The sequence below is a fragment of the Duganella sp. CF517 genome (assembly GCF_900110275.1).
Classification (GTDB): Bacteria; Pseudomonadota; Gammaproteobacteria; order Burkholderiales; family Burkholderiaceae_D; genus Rugamonas.
The window spans coordinates 264,433-278,262 of record NZ_FODC01000003.1 but is presented as its reverse complement, the minus strand read 5'-3'; the positions used below and the strand labels follow the sequence as shown (position 1 = coordinate 278,262).

11 protein-coding genes are annotated in these 13,830 nt (G+C 67.2%); 10 read left to right on the top strand and 1 reads right to left on the bottom strand.

Annotated elements, in window-relative coordinates; translation table 11 throughout:
* Positions 1–68: 68 nt before the first annotated feature.
* Positions 69–683 (bottom strand): XrtA/PEP-CTERM system exopolysaccharide export protein, encoded by a 615-nt coding sequence (locus BMX85_RS12980; RefSeq protein ID WP_090318373.1) that lies wholly within the window; start codon positions 681–683, stop codon positions 69–71.
* Between the two features lie 195 nt (positions 684–878).
* On the opposite strand from BMX85_RS12980, the gene BMX85_RS12975 reads away from it, so the two are divergent.
* From BMX85_RS12975 to BMX85_RS12930, 10 genes are read left to right on the top strand one after another with little or no spacing between them, the layout of a single operon-like run.
* Positions 879–2,402 (top strand): XrtA system polysaccharide chain length determinant, encoded by a 1,524-nt coding sequence (locus BMX85_RS12975; RefSeq protein ID WP_090318371.1) that lies wholly within the window; start codon positions 879–881, stop codon positions 2,400–2,402.
* An 18-nt stretch (positions 2,403–2,420) separates the two neighbouring features.
* Positions 2,421–3,209 carry an XrtA-associated tyrosine autokinase gene (locus BMX85_RS12970; RefSeq protein WP_090318369.1) on the top strand — a complete coding sequence of 263 codons (789 nt, stop codon included), beginning with the start codon at positions 2,421–2,423 and terminating at the stop codon, positions 3,207–3,209.
* Positions 3,193–4,722: a TIGR03016 family PEP-CTERM system-associated outer membrane protein gene (locus tag BMX85_RS12965; RefSeq protein WP_090318366.1), complete on the top strand. Its 1,530-nt coding sequence runs from the start codon at positions 3,193–3,195 to the stop codon at positions 4,720–4,722. Before BMX85_RS12970 ends, BMX85_RS12965 begins: the two co-directional genes overlap by 17 nt.
* 11 nt (positions 4,723–4,733) lie before the next feature.
* Positions 4,734–5,903: a non-hydrolyzing UDP-N-acetylglucosamine 2-epimerase gene (wecB, locus tag BMX85_RS12960; protein ID WP_090318363.1), complete on the top strand. Its 1,170-nt coding sequence runs from the start codon at positions 4,734–4,736 to the stop codon at positions 5,901–5,903.
* Entirely contained in the window at positions 5,900–6,757 is an 858-nt protein-coding gene (locus tag BMX85_RS12955; RefSeq protein ID WP_090318359.1) for an XrtA system polysaccharide deacetylase, read from the top strand. Before wecB ends, BMX85_RS12955 begins: the two co-directional genes overlap by 4 nt.
* Positions 6,754–7,809 carry a FemAB family XrtA/PEP-CTERM system-associated protein gene (locus BMX85_RS12950; RefSeq protein WP_229210431.1) on the top strand — a complete coding sequence of 352 codons (1,056 nt, stop codon included), beginning with the start codon at positions 6,754–6,756 and terminating at the stop codon, positions 7,807–7,809. Before BMX85_RS12955 ends, BMX85_RS12950 begins: the two co-directional genes overlap by 4 nt.
* A gap of 4 nt (positions 7,810–7,813) precedes the next feature.
* Positions 7,814–9,136, top strand: coding sequence for a TIGR03087 family PEP-CTERM/XrtA system glycosyltransferase (locus BMX85_RS12945; protein WP_090318356.1), 1,323 nt, complete (start codon positions 7,814–7,816; stop codon positions 9,134–9,136).
* Entirely contained in the window at positions 9,133–10,746 is a 1,614-nt protein-coding gene (xrtA, locus tag BMX85_RS12940) for an exosortase A (protein WP_090318353.1), read from the top strand. The genes BMX85_RS12945 and xrtA overlap by 4 nt, the downstream gene beginning before the upstream one ends.
* Positions 10,730–11,902: a TIGR03088 family PEP-CTERM/XrtA system glycosyltransferase gene (locus BMX85_RS12935; RefSeq protein WP_090318350.1), complete on the top strand. Its 1,173-nt coding sequence runs from the start codon at positions 10,730–10,732 to the stop codon at positions 11,900–11,902. The genes xrtA and BMX85_RS12935 overlap by 17 nt, the downstream gene beginning before the upstream one ends.
* A gap of 2 nt (positions 11,903–11,904) precedes the next feature.
* On the top strand, positions 11,905–13,830 hold the full coding sequence (locus tag BMX85_RS12930) for an XrtA/PEP-CTERM system amidotransferase (RefSeq protein WP_090318347.1): 1,926 nt from the start codon (positions 11,905–11,907) through the stop codon (positions 13,828–13,830).

The following is a 13,830-nucleotide window of genomic DNA, read 5'->3' as shown; positions in this document are numbered from 1 at the left end:
ATTTGTCAAAAAGTTCCCCGATTTGAAAAATATATTTTCCCCACAGCTAGGCCCGGATGGCGCCAGCGCTAGAACCAGCCCTCCGGAATCACCAGCACATCCCCGGGCAACATCGCAACATTGGCGGAAATATCTCCTTTGCGCAGCAGGTCGTGCAGGCGCACCGGCACCGCGCGCCGGGTGCCGTCGACGCTGCGGATGATGTTGGCTTTGTTGCCGGCGGCGAAATCGGTGATGCCGCCGACGGCGATCAGCACGTCCATCAGCGACATGCCCTGGCGGTAGGCCAGCGCCTGCGGCCGCGCCGCCTGCCCGATGACCCGTATCTGCTGCGAATACGGCCCGACGAAGCTGGTCACGATCACCGTCACCATCGGTTGCTGGATGTATTTCTCCAGCGCCTTTTCGATGTCGCGCGCGAGCTGGGTCGAGGTCTTGCCGGCCGCCTGCAAATCCTCCACCAGCGGCGTGGTGATCTTGCCGTCCGGCCGCACCGGCACGCTGACCGACACTTCGGGGTTGCGCCAGACATTGATGTTGATGTTGTCGCCGGCGCCGATCAGATAGGCCGGTTGCGCCGGCGGCTCCTCGGGCGGCTCGAGGGAGACGCGGCTGGCGCAGGCGCTCAGCAACAGGGCCGCCGCGACGATCGCGCCGGCTGGAAACCGCAGGTAGGTAGGCATGACCGCTTCCGTTGAATAGTCTGGAGTCCATCATTCAGAAAACACGGCCCACTCCGCTTGATCTGTCTCAAGCAGCCCTGAGTTAAGGGAAATTTGTATTATCCCAGCCATATAATTTGAGTTCGTTTAAGTTCGTTCAGGTTCGTTTAGTTTCGTTTAGGTTCGCGCACGCGCTGTCACTGGAGACAATCGACTATGGAGGAGTTAATCAACCAGCTCATATCCAGCCTGAAGGGGATATGGAAGTACCGTTGGTACGCGCTCTCCGCGATGTGGCTGGTGGCGACCCTGGGCTGGGCCAAAGTGGCGATGCTGCCGGACGATTACCAAACCACGGCGCGTGTGTTCGTCGACACCCAGAGCATCCTCAAACCGCTGCTGGCGGGCATGACGAGCGTGCCCAACGTCGAGCAGCAAGTGTCGATCATGAGCCGCACCTTGTTGAGCCGTCCCAACGTCGAGCGCGTCATGCGCATGGTCGACCTGGACATCAACGCCAAGACCCCGCGCGACCAGCAACGCCAGCTCGATGAATTGATGAGCAAGATCAAGATCGGCGGCACCGGTAGCTACGATATCTATACGATTACCTACAGCAACCGCAATCCGCGCCTGGTGCGCGACGTCGTCCAATCGCTGCTGACCATATTCCTCGAAGGCAGTTTCAAAGGCAAGAACGGCGAAACCCGCAAAGCCGTGCAATTTATCGACGACCAGATCAAGGCCTATGAATTCAAGCTGATCGCGGCCGAAAATTCGCTCAAGGAATTCAAACGCAAGAACACCGGCCTGCTGCCTCGCCAGGGCAGCGACTACTCGACCCAGATCGAGCAATCGGCCGACGCGCTGAACACCGCCAAGCTGGAACTGGTCGAGGCGCAACAGGCGCGCAACGCCATCACCAGCCAGATCAGCGGCGACGAGCCCATCCTCGATACGCTGGCCGCGCCGGCCGGCATCGACAACCCCGAGCTTGACGGCCGCATCTCGGCCATCAACAAGAACCTCGACGCGCTGCGCCTGCAATACACCGAGCTGCACCCGGACATCGTCGCCGCCAAGCGCCTGGTGGCGCAGCTGGAGGCGCGCAAGGTCGAGGAAGGCAAGCTCAAGCCGTCCAGCGATCCGGGCAAGAATTTCAGCCCGATGCTGCAACAACTGAAGGTGGCGCAGGCGGCCGCCGACGCCAAGGTGGCTTCGATCGCCGCCCGGGTCCAGGAATACAACGCCCGCCACGAGCGCCTGCTGGCGCAGGCCAACGCGGTGCCGGAGGTCGAGTCGGCGCTGGCCCAGCTCAACCGCGACTACATGATCAACAAGGACAACTATGAAAAGCTGGTGGGAAGGCGCGAGGCCGCCAAGCTGTCCGGCGACCTCAGTTCCACCACCGACATGATGACCTTCAAGATCATCGACCCGCCGACGGTGCCGTTGACGCCGATCGGTCCCAACCGCCTGCTGCTGTTCAGCGTGGTGCTGGCCGGCGCGCTGCTGACCGGCATCGCCACCGCCTTGCTGATCAGCCAGGTGCGGCCGACCTTCCTGCGTCCCGGCGAACTGCGCGAACGCACCGGCCTGCCGGTGCTGGGCACGGTGGCGATGAACTGGACCGAGGGCGAAAAAATCAAGCGCAAGCGCGGCAAATACGCATTCGGCGCCGCCTTGTCGAGCCTGTTCATGGCCTACGGCGGCGTGCTGGCGACCACCATCCTGCGATAGCGACCAACCGGACCGACCATGGACAAACCCACAGAGCTGCCTATCCTGCCGGTGCCGCCGGCCCAGCCCGGCGCGTTGACGCCGCCCCGCTGTGTCGAGCTCAATCTGGCCAGGCTCAACCAGCTGGGCATGGTCACCCACGACGGCGGCCGTACGCCGGTCGCCGAGGACTTCCGCATCATCAAGCGTCCGCTGCTGCGCAACGCGCGCGGCGATAACGACACGCCGCCCATCCGCCACGGCAACCTGATCATCGTCACCAGCGCGCTGCCCGGCGAGGGCAAGACCTACTGCGCCGTCAACCTGGCGATGAGCATCGCCATGGAGATGGACATCACGGTGCTGCTGGTGGACGCCGACGTCGCCCGGCCGTCGGTGCTCAGGGTGCTGGGCCTGCCGCCGGAACCCGGCCTGATGGACATCCTGCTGCGCGACAAGACCGCACTGTCGGACGTCATCCTGCGCACCAACGTCAGCACCTTGAGCATCCTGCCGGCCGGGCGCGCCAACAAGCACACCACGGAACTATTGGCCAGCCGCAGCATGAGCAGCCTGCTCAAGGAGATCGCCGAGCGTTACGCCGACCGCATCGTCATCTTCGACTCGCCGCCGCTGCTGCTGACCACGGAGGCGAGCGTGCTGGCAGCGCAGATGGGGCAAATAGTGTTGGTGGTCGAATCGGAGCGCACCACGCAGCACGACGTCAAGGAGGCGCTGCGCCGGATCGAGCATTGTCCGAACGTCAGTCTCATCTATAACAAGAGCAAGGCTTTCCCCGCTGGCGAATACTATGGTTATTATGATTAGGTGCGCGCCGCGCCCGCTCGCCCGACCGTTCCCGGTGCTGGTGCTGCTGTTGCTGCCCGCGGCGGCGCCGGCGGCGGACTGGAACGTCGTGCCGGTGCTGAGCATGCGCGAAAGCTACACCGACAACGTCAACCTGGCGTCCACCGGCGCCCGCGGCGAGCTGACGACGGAAGTCTCGCCCGGCGTCAGCATCACCGCCAGCGACGGCCCGCGCCTGAACCTGGCGCTGTCGTACGCGCTGCAAAAAGTGCTGTACACGCGCCAGGCCGACCGCACCCACCAGCAGCTTGACGCCGCCGGCCACGCCGAAGTCTTGCCGGACTGGCTGTACCTCGACGCGCGCTCGAGCATCGGCCTGCAGAACGTTTCCGCCTTCGGCCCGCAGCGGGTCGACGCCGCGCAAGTGACCGACAACAGCCGCCAGGTCCGCTCGCACAGCTTCAGCCCGTATCTGCGGCACTACGTCCGCGGCCTGGCGACCGCCGTGCTGCGCTACGACTACCAGCGCGTCGACAGCGGCGACCTGCTCGGCGTGCGGAACGACGGCGCCGCGCTGCGCCTGACCGGCGACAACGCCGGGCGCCGCTGGAACTGGGACCTCGATCTGGAGCGCCGGCACATCGACGACGCCGCCACGTCGCCGGTGACGATGACCGACGGCGCGCTGACCTTGAGCTACGCGCTCAACAACGACATCGCCCTGTTCAGCACCGGCGGCTACGAAAAAAGAGACTACGCGTCGAGCCGAGGCACGCCGGCGGGACATTACTGGACGGCGGGCGCGACCTGGTCGCCGTCGCCGCGCACCAGCGTCTCGGCCAGCTTCGGCCGCCGGTATTTCGGCAAGACCTACACGCTCGACGCGTCGTACCGCATGCGCAGCATGTTGTGGACCCTGGACTACAGCGAAGACATCACCAGCACCCACGGCCAGTTCCTCAGCATCGCGCCGGCCGGACTGAGCGACTTCCTCTATCAGCTGTGGGAAACCCGCATCCCCGATCCGCAAAAACGGCTGCAAACCATCAAGGTGTTCCTGATGATCTCGCAGATGCTGGGCAAGGACGGCAACGTCAATTTCTTCAGCCATCGCTACTACCTGCAGAAATCCATGCGCCTGGCGACGGTCTACAGCGGCACGCGCGGCGCGCTGGCGCTGCATCTGTCGACCACGCGGCGCCTGGCCCAGGCCAGCAGCGTGATCGACAGCGTGCTGCTGGGCCCCGACGAGCTGGCCCTGGAGGACCACACGCGCCAGAGCGCCGTCCAGATCGGCTGGAACTGGCGGATGTCGGCGCGCGGCGGCCTGACCGTCGGCGCCGGCCACAACCGGGTCCAATCGCTGAGCACCGGGCGCGAAGACCGCAACAGCATGCTGCGGGTGGCGCTGTCGCATCAACTGCAAGCCAACATCGGCGCCGAGGTCAGCCTGCGCCACAGTCGTCACACCAGCAATACCGGAGGCAACTACCGGGAAAACGGTGCCAGTGCCGCCCTGACGGTGGCGTTCTAAGCGGAGCGGCCATGCCCACATCCACGATTCCCCAGCCTTCCCGGCTTCCGCGCATCGCCTGCGTCGTCGCGGCGCGCCCGAACCTGATGAAGGTGGCGCCGGTGCTGCGCGCCATCAAGCAAGCCGACTATCGGGCCGAAACGCTACTGGTCCACACCGGCCAGCACTACGACCAGGACATGGATGGCCAGTTCTTCAAGACGCTGGAATTGGGCGAGCCCGATTTCCGCCTGGACGTCGGCTCCGGCAGCCACGCGGTCCAGACGGCCGAGGTGATGCGGCGCTTCGAGCCGGTGCTGGAGCAAACCGCGCCGACCGCCGTGCTGGTGGTGGGCGACGTCAACTCCACCCTGGCCTGCGCGCTGACGGCGGCCAAGAAGAACATTCCCGTGTTTCACGTCGAGGCCGGCCTGCGCAGCTACGACCGCTCGATGCCGGAGGAAATCAACCGCATCCTGACCGACCAGTTGTCCGATCTGCTGTTCACCAGCGAATCGAGCGGCATGAGCAATCTGCTGCGCGAGGGCGTGCCGGCCAACCGCATCTATTTTGTCGGCAACGTCATGATCGATACGCTGCTGCGCCAGTTGCCGCACGCGCCGCCGGTGTCGACAGTGTTGAACGACGCCAATCTGGCCGGCTTCGTGCCGGACGGCCAGGCGTACGCGCTGCTGACCATGCACCGGCCGTCGAACGTCGACGATCCGCAGCGCCTGCGCGCGCTGATCGACACCATGGTCAAGCTCAGCGAGGACTTGCCGATCCTGTTCCCGCTGCATCCGCGCACCCGCGCCATGCTCAGGCAACACCAGCTGACCGCGCTGCTCGACGCGCCGCGGCTGGCCTGCATGCCGCCGCTGCCCTATCTGGACATGCTCAGTCTGATGAAGCACGCCAAGGTCGTGCTGACCGATTCGGGCGGCGTGCAGGAGGAAACCACCGCGCTCGGCGTGCCCTGCCTGACCTTGCGGGAAAACACCGAACGCCCGGTCACCGTCACCGAGGGCAGCAACGCCATCGCCGGACGCGACCCGGCCGTGATCCGGGCGCTGTGCCGCGACATCCTGCGCTACGGCGGCAAGGCCGGCCGCATTCCGCAACACTGGGATGGCCGGGCCGCCGAGCGCATCGCCGCCGCCATCGGCCTATGGCTGTCCAACCGTCGCGACGGGCGTCCATGAGCGTCGCCGCGGCCGAAGCCCTGCGCAACGCGCTGACGATCGATGTCGAGGATTATTTCCAGGTCTCGGCCTTCGACGCCCACATCGCCCGCGCGCAATGGCCGGCGCAGCCGTGCCGGATCGAGCGCAACGTCGAGCGGATCCTGGCGCTGCTGGAGACGCACCAGGCCCGGGCCACCTTCTTCACCTTGGGCTGGATCGCCGAACGCTACCCGGCGCTGGTGCGGCGCATCGTCGACGGCGGCCACGAGCTGGCCAGCCACGGTTACGCCCACCTGCGCGCCAGCGACCAGACCCCGGCCGAGTTCGCCGACGACATCCGGCGCAGCAAGCACCTGCTCGAACAACTGGGCGGCCAGGCCGTCAAAGGTTACCGCGCGCCAAGCTTCTCCATCGCCGCCGGCAACCTGTGGGCGCTCGACAGCCTGCAGGCGGCGGGCTACCGCTACAGCTCCAGCATCTATCCGATCCGCCACGACCACTACGGCATGCCCGACGCGCCCCGCTTCGCCTCCCGTCCCACGGGCGCCGGCGGCCTGCTGGAATTACCGATCAGCACGGTACGCGTGCTTGGCCGCAACATGCCGGCCGGCGGCGGCGGCTACTTCCGCCTGTTGCCCTACGCCACCTCTCGCTGGGCCTTGCGACGCATCAACTCGCATGACGGGCAAGCTGGCATATTCTACTTTCACCCCTGGGAGTTGGACCCGGGACAGCCCAGGCCCGCCGGCATCGGCGTCAAAACCCGCTTCCGCCATTACCTGAACCTGCACCGCATGGAACACCGCATCGGCAGGCTGCTGGGTGACTTCCGCTGGGGCCGTATCGACGACATTTTTCTGGGAACCGCATGATGCCGCACAACCAGCACGGCCCGCAGTCTTTCACCGTGGGTGTCATGGGCCTGGATGACCGCGCCCGCTGGGACGACTTCGTGCAGCGCTGCCCGGACGCGACCTTCTTCCACCGCGCCGGCTGGCAGCGGGTGATCGAAACCGCGTTCGGCCATCCGAGCTGGTTCCTGTACGCCGAAGCCGAAGGCAAGATCCACGCCATCCTGCCGCTGGCGCAGGTCAACAGTTTGCTGTTCGGCAACAGCCTGAGCTCGCTGCCGTTCTGCGTCTACGGCGGCATCGCCGCCACCGACCCCGCCGCCGCCGACGCCGTCGACCGCGCAGCCCAGGCGCTGGCCGCACGCCTGGGGGTCGACCACCTCGAGTACCGCCAGCTGCGCTCGCGCCATCCGGATTGGCTCGCCCGCAACATCTACGCCACCTTCCGCAAGCCGCTGCTGGCCGACCCGGAGCACAACCTGCTGGCGATTCCGCGCAAACACCGCGCCATGGTGCGCAAAGGCATGGGGTTCGGCCTGAGCAGCCACATCGACGCCGACACGGCGCGCTTCTTCGACTGCTACGCCGACAGCGTCCACCGTCTCGGCACGCCGGTCTTCAGCCGGCGCTACTTCGGCGTGCTGCAACAGGAGTTCGGCGACGACTGCGAAGTGCTGAGCATCGAGCACGCGGGCAAAGCGGTCAGTTCGGTGCTCAGCTTCCACTTCCGCGGCGAGATCATTCCCTACTACGGCGGTGGCGGCGCCGCCGCGCGCGCGCTCGCGGCCAACGACTTCATGTACTGGGAAGTCATGCGCCGCGCCTGCGAGGACGGCTGCCGGCTGTTCGATTTCGGCCGCGGCAAATACGGCACCGGCTCGTTCGCGTTCAAGAAGAACTGGGGCTTCGAACCGCAGCCGCTGCACTACGAATGCCAGTTGCACCGCGCCAGCCGGCTGCGCGACGTGCAGCCGCTCAATCCGCGCTTCCAGCTGCTGATCAAGGCATGGCGCCTGTTGCCGCTGTCGCTGGCCAACGCGCTCGGACCGCACATCGTCCGCCAGCTGGGATAGCATCATGCGGGACCTGTTGTTTCTGCCCCACCGCATTCCGTATCCGCCCAACAAGGGCGACAAGATACGCGCCTACCACGTGCTGCGCTACCTGCAGCGCCACTTCCGCGTCCACCTGGGCACGTTCATCGACTGCGCCGAGGACCTGCGCTACGCCGAACACCTGGCCGCCGGCTGCGCCAGCTCGTACTTCGTCCGCACCCATCCGCGCTGGGCGCGCCTGTCGAGCCTGCGGGGACTGGTCACCGACGAGCCGCTCAGCCTGCCGTATTTCCGCAGTGCCCGGCTGCAACGCTGGGTCAATCGCACGCTCGACACCCACGCGATCGGCGCCGCGCTGGCGTTTTCCGGTCCGATGGCGCAATACCTGCCGTCCGCGACCGAGCACGGACCGCTGATGCGCGTCATGGACCTGGTCGATGTCGACTCGGAAAAATGGCAGGCTTACGCCGACGCCCGGGCGTGGCCGCTGTCGATGCTGTACCGCCGCGAAGGCGCGCAGTTGCTCGAGTACGAACGCCTGGTCGCCGAGGGCTTCGACCAGGTGATGCTGGTGTCGCGCGCGGAAGCGTCGCTGTTCCGGCTGCGCGCGCCCGGGTCGGGCCACAAGATCGACTACTTCAACAACGGCGTCGACAGCGAATACTTTTCTCCGCGGCACAGGCTGGCCAGTCCCTACGCGAAGGCGCCCGTGGTGGCGCTGACCGGCGCCATGGATTACGCCCCCAACATCGAAGCGGCGATCTGGTTCGCCGAGCGCGTGATGCCGTCGCTGCGCTTGCAGTTTCCCGAATTGCAATTCCAAATCGTCGGCTCGCGTCCCGCTTACAGCGTGCTCGCGCTCAAGCGGCTGCCGGGAGTGTTCGTCAGCGGCACCGTCGCCGATATCCGTCCCTACCTGCGGCACGCCACCGTGATCGTGGCGCCGCTGCACATCGGCCGGGGCGTGCAGAACAAGGTGCTGGAGGCGATGGCGATGCAAAAGACCGTGGTCGCGACGCCACAGGCGCTGGACGGCATCGGCGCCGTCGTCGGCACCGAAGTGCTGCGCGCGGCCGACGCCGGCGAGTTCGTCCACCATGTCGCGCGCGAACTGGCCGCGCCGTCGGAGCTCGGCGTGGCGGCGCGCCGCAGGATACTGCGCGACTACCGCTGGGACGCCAATCTGCAACGGCTGGGCGCGCTCCTTGGCGTGCAAGAGGACGACCGGGATGAGCGCGCGGACCCGGCGCCACAGGCGGACGCCGCCGATCCGCGCGCGCGCCCCGGGCGCGAGAACGGACGCGCCGCGCGCGACGCCGGCGGCGTGCCGGAGCAGGCACTATGAGCGCCGACCCCGCAACCCTGCGGTCGCCGGTCCGCAGGCCGCTGGCCAGGCCGGCGGCCGTCGCCACCCGCGCGGTGGCCTACGCGTGCGTGGCGTTCACACTGTGCGCCGTGCTGCTGATGCACCTCGCCACCATCGACGCCATCGTCGGCGTATGGCTGGTCTCGGAAACCTTCGCCCACGGCTTCGTCATTCCGGCCATCGTCGGATGGATGATCTGGCGGCGGCGCCGGCACTTGTCGGGCTTGCCCGTGAAGCCGGCCCCGGCGGCCCTGCTCGCGCTGGCCGCGCTCGGTGCGCTGTGGCTGGTGTCGGCGGTCGCCAATGTGCACGTGCTGCAACAATATTGCCTCGCCCTGATGCTGGGCGTCAGCGTGCTGGCCCTGCTCGGCACGCGATACACGCGCGCCATCGCCTTTCCGCTTGGCTATCTGTTGCTCGCGGTACCGTTCGGCGAGATCTTCATCCCGCCGCTGATCGAGTTCACCGCCCGCTGCACCGTGTTCCTGCTCGAGCTGTCAGGCATTCCGGTCTTCCGCGAAAACAATTACCTGTCCCTGCCGAGCGGCAACTGGTCGGTGGTCGAAGCCTGCAGTGGCCTGCGCTATCTGATCGCCTCGCTGTCGCTGGGCGCGATGTACGCGTACACGACCTACCGCAGCCTGCGGCGGCGCTTGCTGTTCATCGCCGTCTCGGCGGTCGTGCCGGTACTCGCCAACGCCCTGCGCGCCTTTCTGATCGTGCTGATCGGCCACTGGAGCGGCATGACCCTGGCGATCGGCATCGACCACCTGATTTATGGCTGGGTGTTTTTCGGCGCCGTCTCGGCCATCTTGTTCTGGGTCGGCGCGCGCTGGCGCGAGGTGGACGACGGCGACGACAGCGCCGCCGCCACGCTGGCGGCGCGGCAACGCGCCATGCCTGGCGTCGCCGCCAGCCTGGCGGCGCCGACCACCGGCGGCTTCGTGCGCATGGCCGTCGCCGTGGTCGCGCTCGCCGCCATCTGGCCGATGCTGGCGCATGTCGCGCTGCGGCCCGCCGCGCCGGACCAGCGCCCCGCGCCCGCGCTCACTCTGTCGCCGCCGCCGGCCCCCTGGCGCGCCGGTCCGATGTCGGCCACCGATTGGCATGTGCTGCACATGGGCCGGCCGCAACGCTGGTCGGCCAATTACAGCGACGGCGGCCGCACGGTGTCGCTGCAGCTGACCTGGTACCGCCACCAGGGCAGGCATTCGGAGCTGCTGGCGGCGGTGCGCCGCCAGGTCGTCGACGGCATGCCGCGCTGGAATGAAATCAGCACCACGCGGCGCGACATCACGGTCGCCGGCCGCAAGTTGACCGTTTTGCAAAGCGTCGAACAGGCCGCCGGCGTCAAACTGCTGGTGTGGCGCTGGTACCGGCACGACGGCGCCGACACCGCCAGTCCGCAATGGATGAAACTGATGCTGGCGAAAAGCAAACTGCTTGGCGGCGACGACAGCGGCGCCGAGATCGCGCTGGCGTCCGCCTATGACGAGGACGCCGGCGTCGCCGAGCGCGCCATGCACGACCTGTTGCTGGCGATGCTGCCCGCCATCGACCAAGGATTGCACCATGTCGCCGCACGCTGATACCGCCTGCGCGCCGCTGATCGTCCACCTGATCCACCAGCTGGAAATGGGCGGACTGGAAAACGGCCTGGTGAACCTGATCAACAACCTGCCGCCGGATCGCTATCGCCACGCCATCGTCTGCATGAAGGACCACAACGACTTTTCGCGGCGCATCCGCCGCCCGGGCGTCGAGATCATCAGCATCAACAAGCGCGAAGGAAAGGACTGGGCCCATTACTATCGCCTGTTCCGCACGCTCAAACGGCTGCAACCGCTGCTGATCCACACCCGCAACCTGTCCAGTCTGGAAGGCCAATTGCTGGCGGCAGCCGCCGGGGTGCGGCTGCGCGTGCACGGCGAACACGGCCGCGATATGCAGGATTTGTACGGCCGCAACCTGCGCTATCGCCTGCTGCGCAAGCTGCTGCGCCCGCTGATCGGCCATTTCATCGCCGTCAGCAAGGATCTGGAGGCGTGGCTGGTGGGCACCATCGGCGCCCGCCCGCAAAGCGTCACCCACATCCGCAACGGCGTCGACAGCGTGCACTTCCACCCCAGGCTGGGCCCGCCCGCCGCCGTCGGCCCGGCGGGGTTCCTGGGCGAGGACTCGTTTGTCATCGGCAGCGTCGGCCGCATGGCCGAGGTCAAGGATTACATGTCGCTGGTGCACGCGTTCCTGCTGTTGCTGGCCGAGGACGAAATGGCGCAGGAGCAACTGCGCCTGATGATCATCGGCGACGGCCCGTGCCGCCAGGCCTGCCTCGACCTGCTGCGCCAGGCCGGCGTGTCGCACCTGGCGTGGCTGCCCGGCACCCGCGACGACATCTCGCAGCTGATGCGCACGATGGACGTGTTCGCGCTGCCGTCGCTGGCCGAGGGCACGTCCAACACCATCCTCGAGGCGATGGCCACCGGGCTGCCGGTGGTGGCGACGGCCGTCGGCGGCAACGGCGACGTGGTCCAAAGCGGCTGGACCGGCACCCTGGTGCCGCCGCGCAACCCGGAACTGCTGGCCGACGCCATCGGCGCCTATTACCGCATTCCGGGACTGGGCGCCCACCACGGCAGCCACGGGCGCCGCCGCGTGCTTGCCGAATTCAGCCTGATGGCGATGGCCGACGCCTACCTCGCCGTCTACGACCGGCTCACCCAATTGCCCCCGATGAAAGGATAGCCATGTGCGCGATCGCCGGCATATTTGACCTGTACCGACAGCCCGACATCGACGCCGGGCTGCTGCAGCGCATGACCGACATCCAGGCCCATCGCGGCCCCGATGGCAGCGGCATGCACCGCGAACCGGGCGTCGGCCTCGGCCACCGCCGGCTGGCGATCATCGACGTCAAAAGTGGCCAGCAACCGCTGTTCAACGAGGACCAGACGGTGGTGGTGGTCTACAACGGCGAAATCTACAACTTTCCGGCGCTCCGGCGCGAGCTGGAACAGTTCGGCCACATCTTCCGCACCCACTGCGACACCGAGGTCATCGTGCACGCCTGGGAGCAATGGGGTGAGCGTTGCGTGCAGCACTTCCGCGGCATGTTCGCCTTCGGCCTGTGGGACCGCAAGCAGCAGGCGCTGTTCCTGGCGCGCGACCGGCTCGGCGTCAAGCCGTTGCACTACGCGCTGCTCGACGACGGCCAGCTGGTGTTCGCCTCGGAGATGAAGGCGCTGCTGGCGCACAGCCGCGTGCGGCGCGAGCTCGACCCGCTGGCGGTCGAGGATTATTTCGCCTACGGCTACATCCCCGAGCCGCGCACGATCTTCCGGCAAATCCGCAAGCTCGAACCGGGCCACACCTTGCTGGTGCGCAAAGGCAGCTCGCCCGGGCTGCCCAAGCGCTACTGGGACGTGCCGTTCAAGCCGCACCGCCTGGTCAGCCCGGAGCACGCCGCCGACGAGCTGGTCGCGCGCCTGCGCGAGGCGGTCAGCATCCGCATGGTGGCCGAGGTGCCGCTGGGCGCCTTCCTGTCGGGCGGCGTCGATTCGAGCGCCGTGGTCGCCATGATGGCGCAGCAATCCGCGCGGCCGGTCAACACTTGCTCGATCGCGTTCGGCGACGCCAGGTTCGACGAGTCGCCGTACGCGCAGATGGTGGCCGAGCGCTACCAGACCAACCACCACGGCGCGCGGGTCGAGCAGCACGACGCCGATTTGATCGACCAGTTGGCCTGTTTGTACGACGAGCCGTTCGCCGACAGTTCCGCGCTGCCCACCTACCGCCTCTGCGAGCTGGCGCGCCAGCGCGTGACGGTGGCGCTGTCCGGCGACGGCGGCGACGAGAACCTGGCCGGCTACCGCCGCTACCGCCGGCACCTGCACGAGGAACGGTTGCGGTCGATGCTGCCGCTATCGCTGCGCAAGCCGGTGTTCGGCGCGCTGGGCCGGATATATCCGAAAGCCGACTGGGCGCCGCGTCCGCTGCGCGCGAAAACCGCCCTCCAAGGACTGGCGCGCGATTCGGTGGCCGCGTATTTCCACGGCGTGTCGCTGATGGGCGACCAGATGCGGGCCAAGCTGTTCAGCCCGTCGCTGCGCCGAAATATCGGCCAGTACCGCGCGGTGGAGGTGCTGCGCAGGCACGCCGCAGCCTGCCCGGCCGACGACGCGCTGTCGCAGGTCCAGTACCTGGACCTGAAGACCTATCTGCCCGGCGACATCCTGACCAAGGTCGACCGCGCCAGCATGGCCCACGGCCTCGAAGTCCGGGTGCCCTTGCTCGACCATCAACTGGTCGAATGGATCTCCGGCTTGCCGCCGTCGCTCAAGCTGCAGCGCGGCGTCGGCAAATACCTGTTCAAGAAGGGACTGGAACCCTACCTCCCCCGGGAGATACTCCACCGCGACAAGATGGGTTTCTCGGTGCCGCTGGCCGACTGGTTCCGTGGCCCGGCGGGACCGCGCCTGCAACGCTGTTTGAACAGCCCGGTGCTGGCCGACTGCGGCCTGTTCGATCTGCCGTACGCGCGCGAGCTGCTGTCGCAACACCAATCCGGCCGGCGCGACCACAGCGCGCCGTTGTGGTCGTTGATGATGTTCGAATCCTTCCTGCGCCAGATGCTCGACGAACCGAGGCTGTCCACCGAAAGGCAAGCGGCATGA

What these genes read in the sequence shown, in the direction of transcription:
- BMX85_RS12945 (WP_090318356.1), top strand. Translation starts at nt 7,814, where the DNA reads ATGCGGGACCTGTTGTTTCTGCCCCACCGCATTCCGTATCCGCCCAAC.
- BMX85_RS12930 (WP_090318347.1), top strand. Translation starts at nt 11,905, where the DNA reads ATGTGCGCGATCGCCGGCATATTTGACCTGTACCGACAGCCCGACATC.
- xrtA (WP_090318353.1), top strand. Translation starts at nt 9,133, where the DNA reads ATGAGCGCCGACCCCGCAACCCTGCGGTCGCCGGTCCGCAGGCCGCTG.
- wecB (WP_090318363.1), top strand. Translation starts at nt 4,734, where the DNA reads ATGCCCACATCCACGATTCCCCAGCCTTCCCGGCTTCCGCGCATCGCC.
- BMX85_RS12980 (WP_090318373.1), bottom strand. Translation starts at nt 683, where the DNA reads ATGCCTACCTACCTGCGGTTTCCAGCCGGCGCGATCGTCGCGGCGGCC.
- BMX85_RS12950 (WP_229210431.1), top strand. Translation starts at nt 6,754, where the DNA reads ATGATGCCGCACAACCAGCACGGCCCGCAGTCTTTCACCGTGGGTGTC.
- BMX85_RS12975 (WP_090318371.1), top strand. Translation starts at nt 879, where the DNA reads ATGGAGGAGTTAATCAACCAGCTCATATCCAGCCTGAAGGGGATATGG.
- BMX85_RS12955 (WP_090318359.1), top strand. Translation starts at nt 5,900, where the DNA reads ATGAGCGTCGCCGCGGCCGAAGCCCTGCGCAACGCGCTGACGATCGAT.
- BMX85_RS12965 (WP_090318366.1), top strand. Translation starts at nt 3,193, where the DNA reads ATGGTTATTATGATTAGGTGCGCGCCGCGCCCGCTCGCCCGACCGTTC.
- BMX85_RS12935 (WP_090318350.1), top strand. Translation starts at nt 10,730, where the DNA reads ATGTCGCCGCACGCTGATACCGCCTGCGCGCCGCTGATCGTCCACCTG.
- BMX85_RS12970 (WP_090318369.1), top strand. Translation starts at nt 2,421, where the DNA reads ATGGACAAACCCACAGAGCTGCCTATCCTGCCGGTGCCGCCGGCCCAG.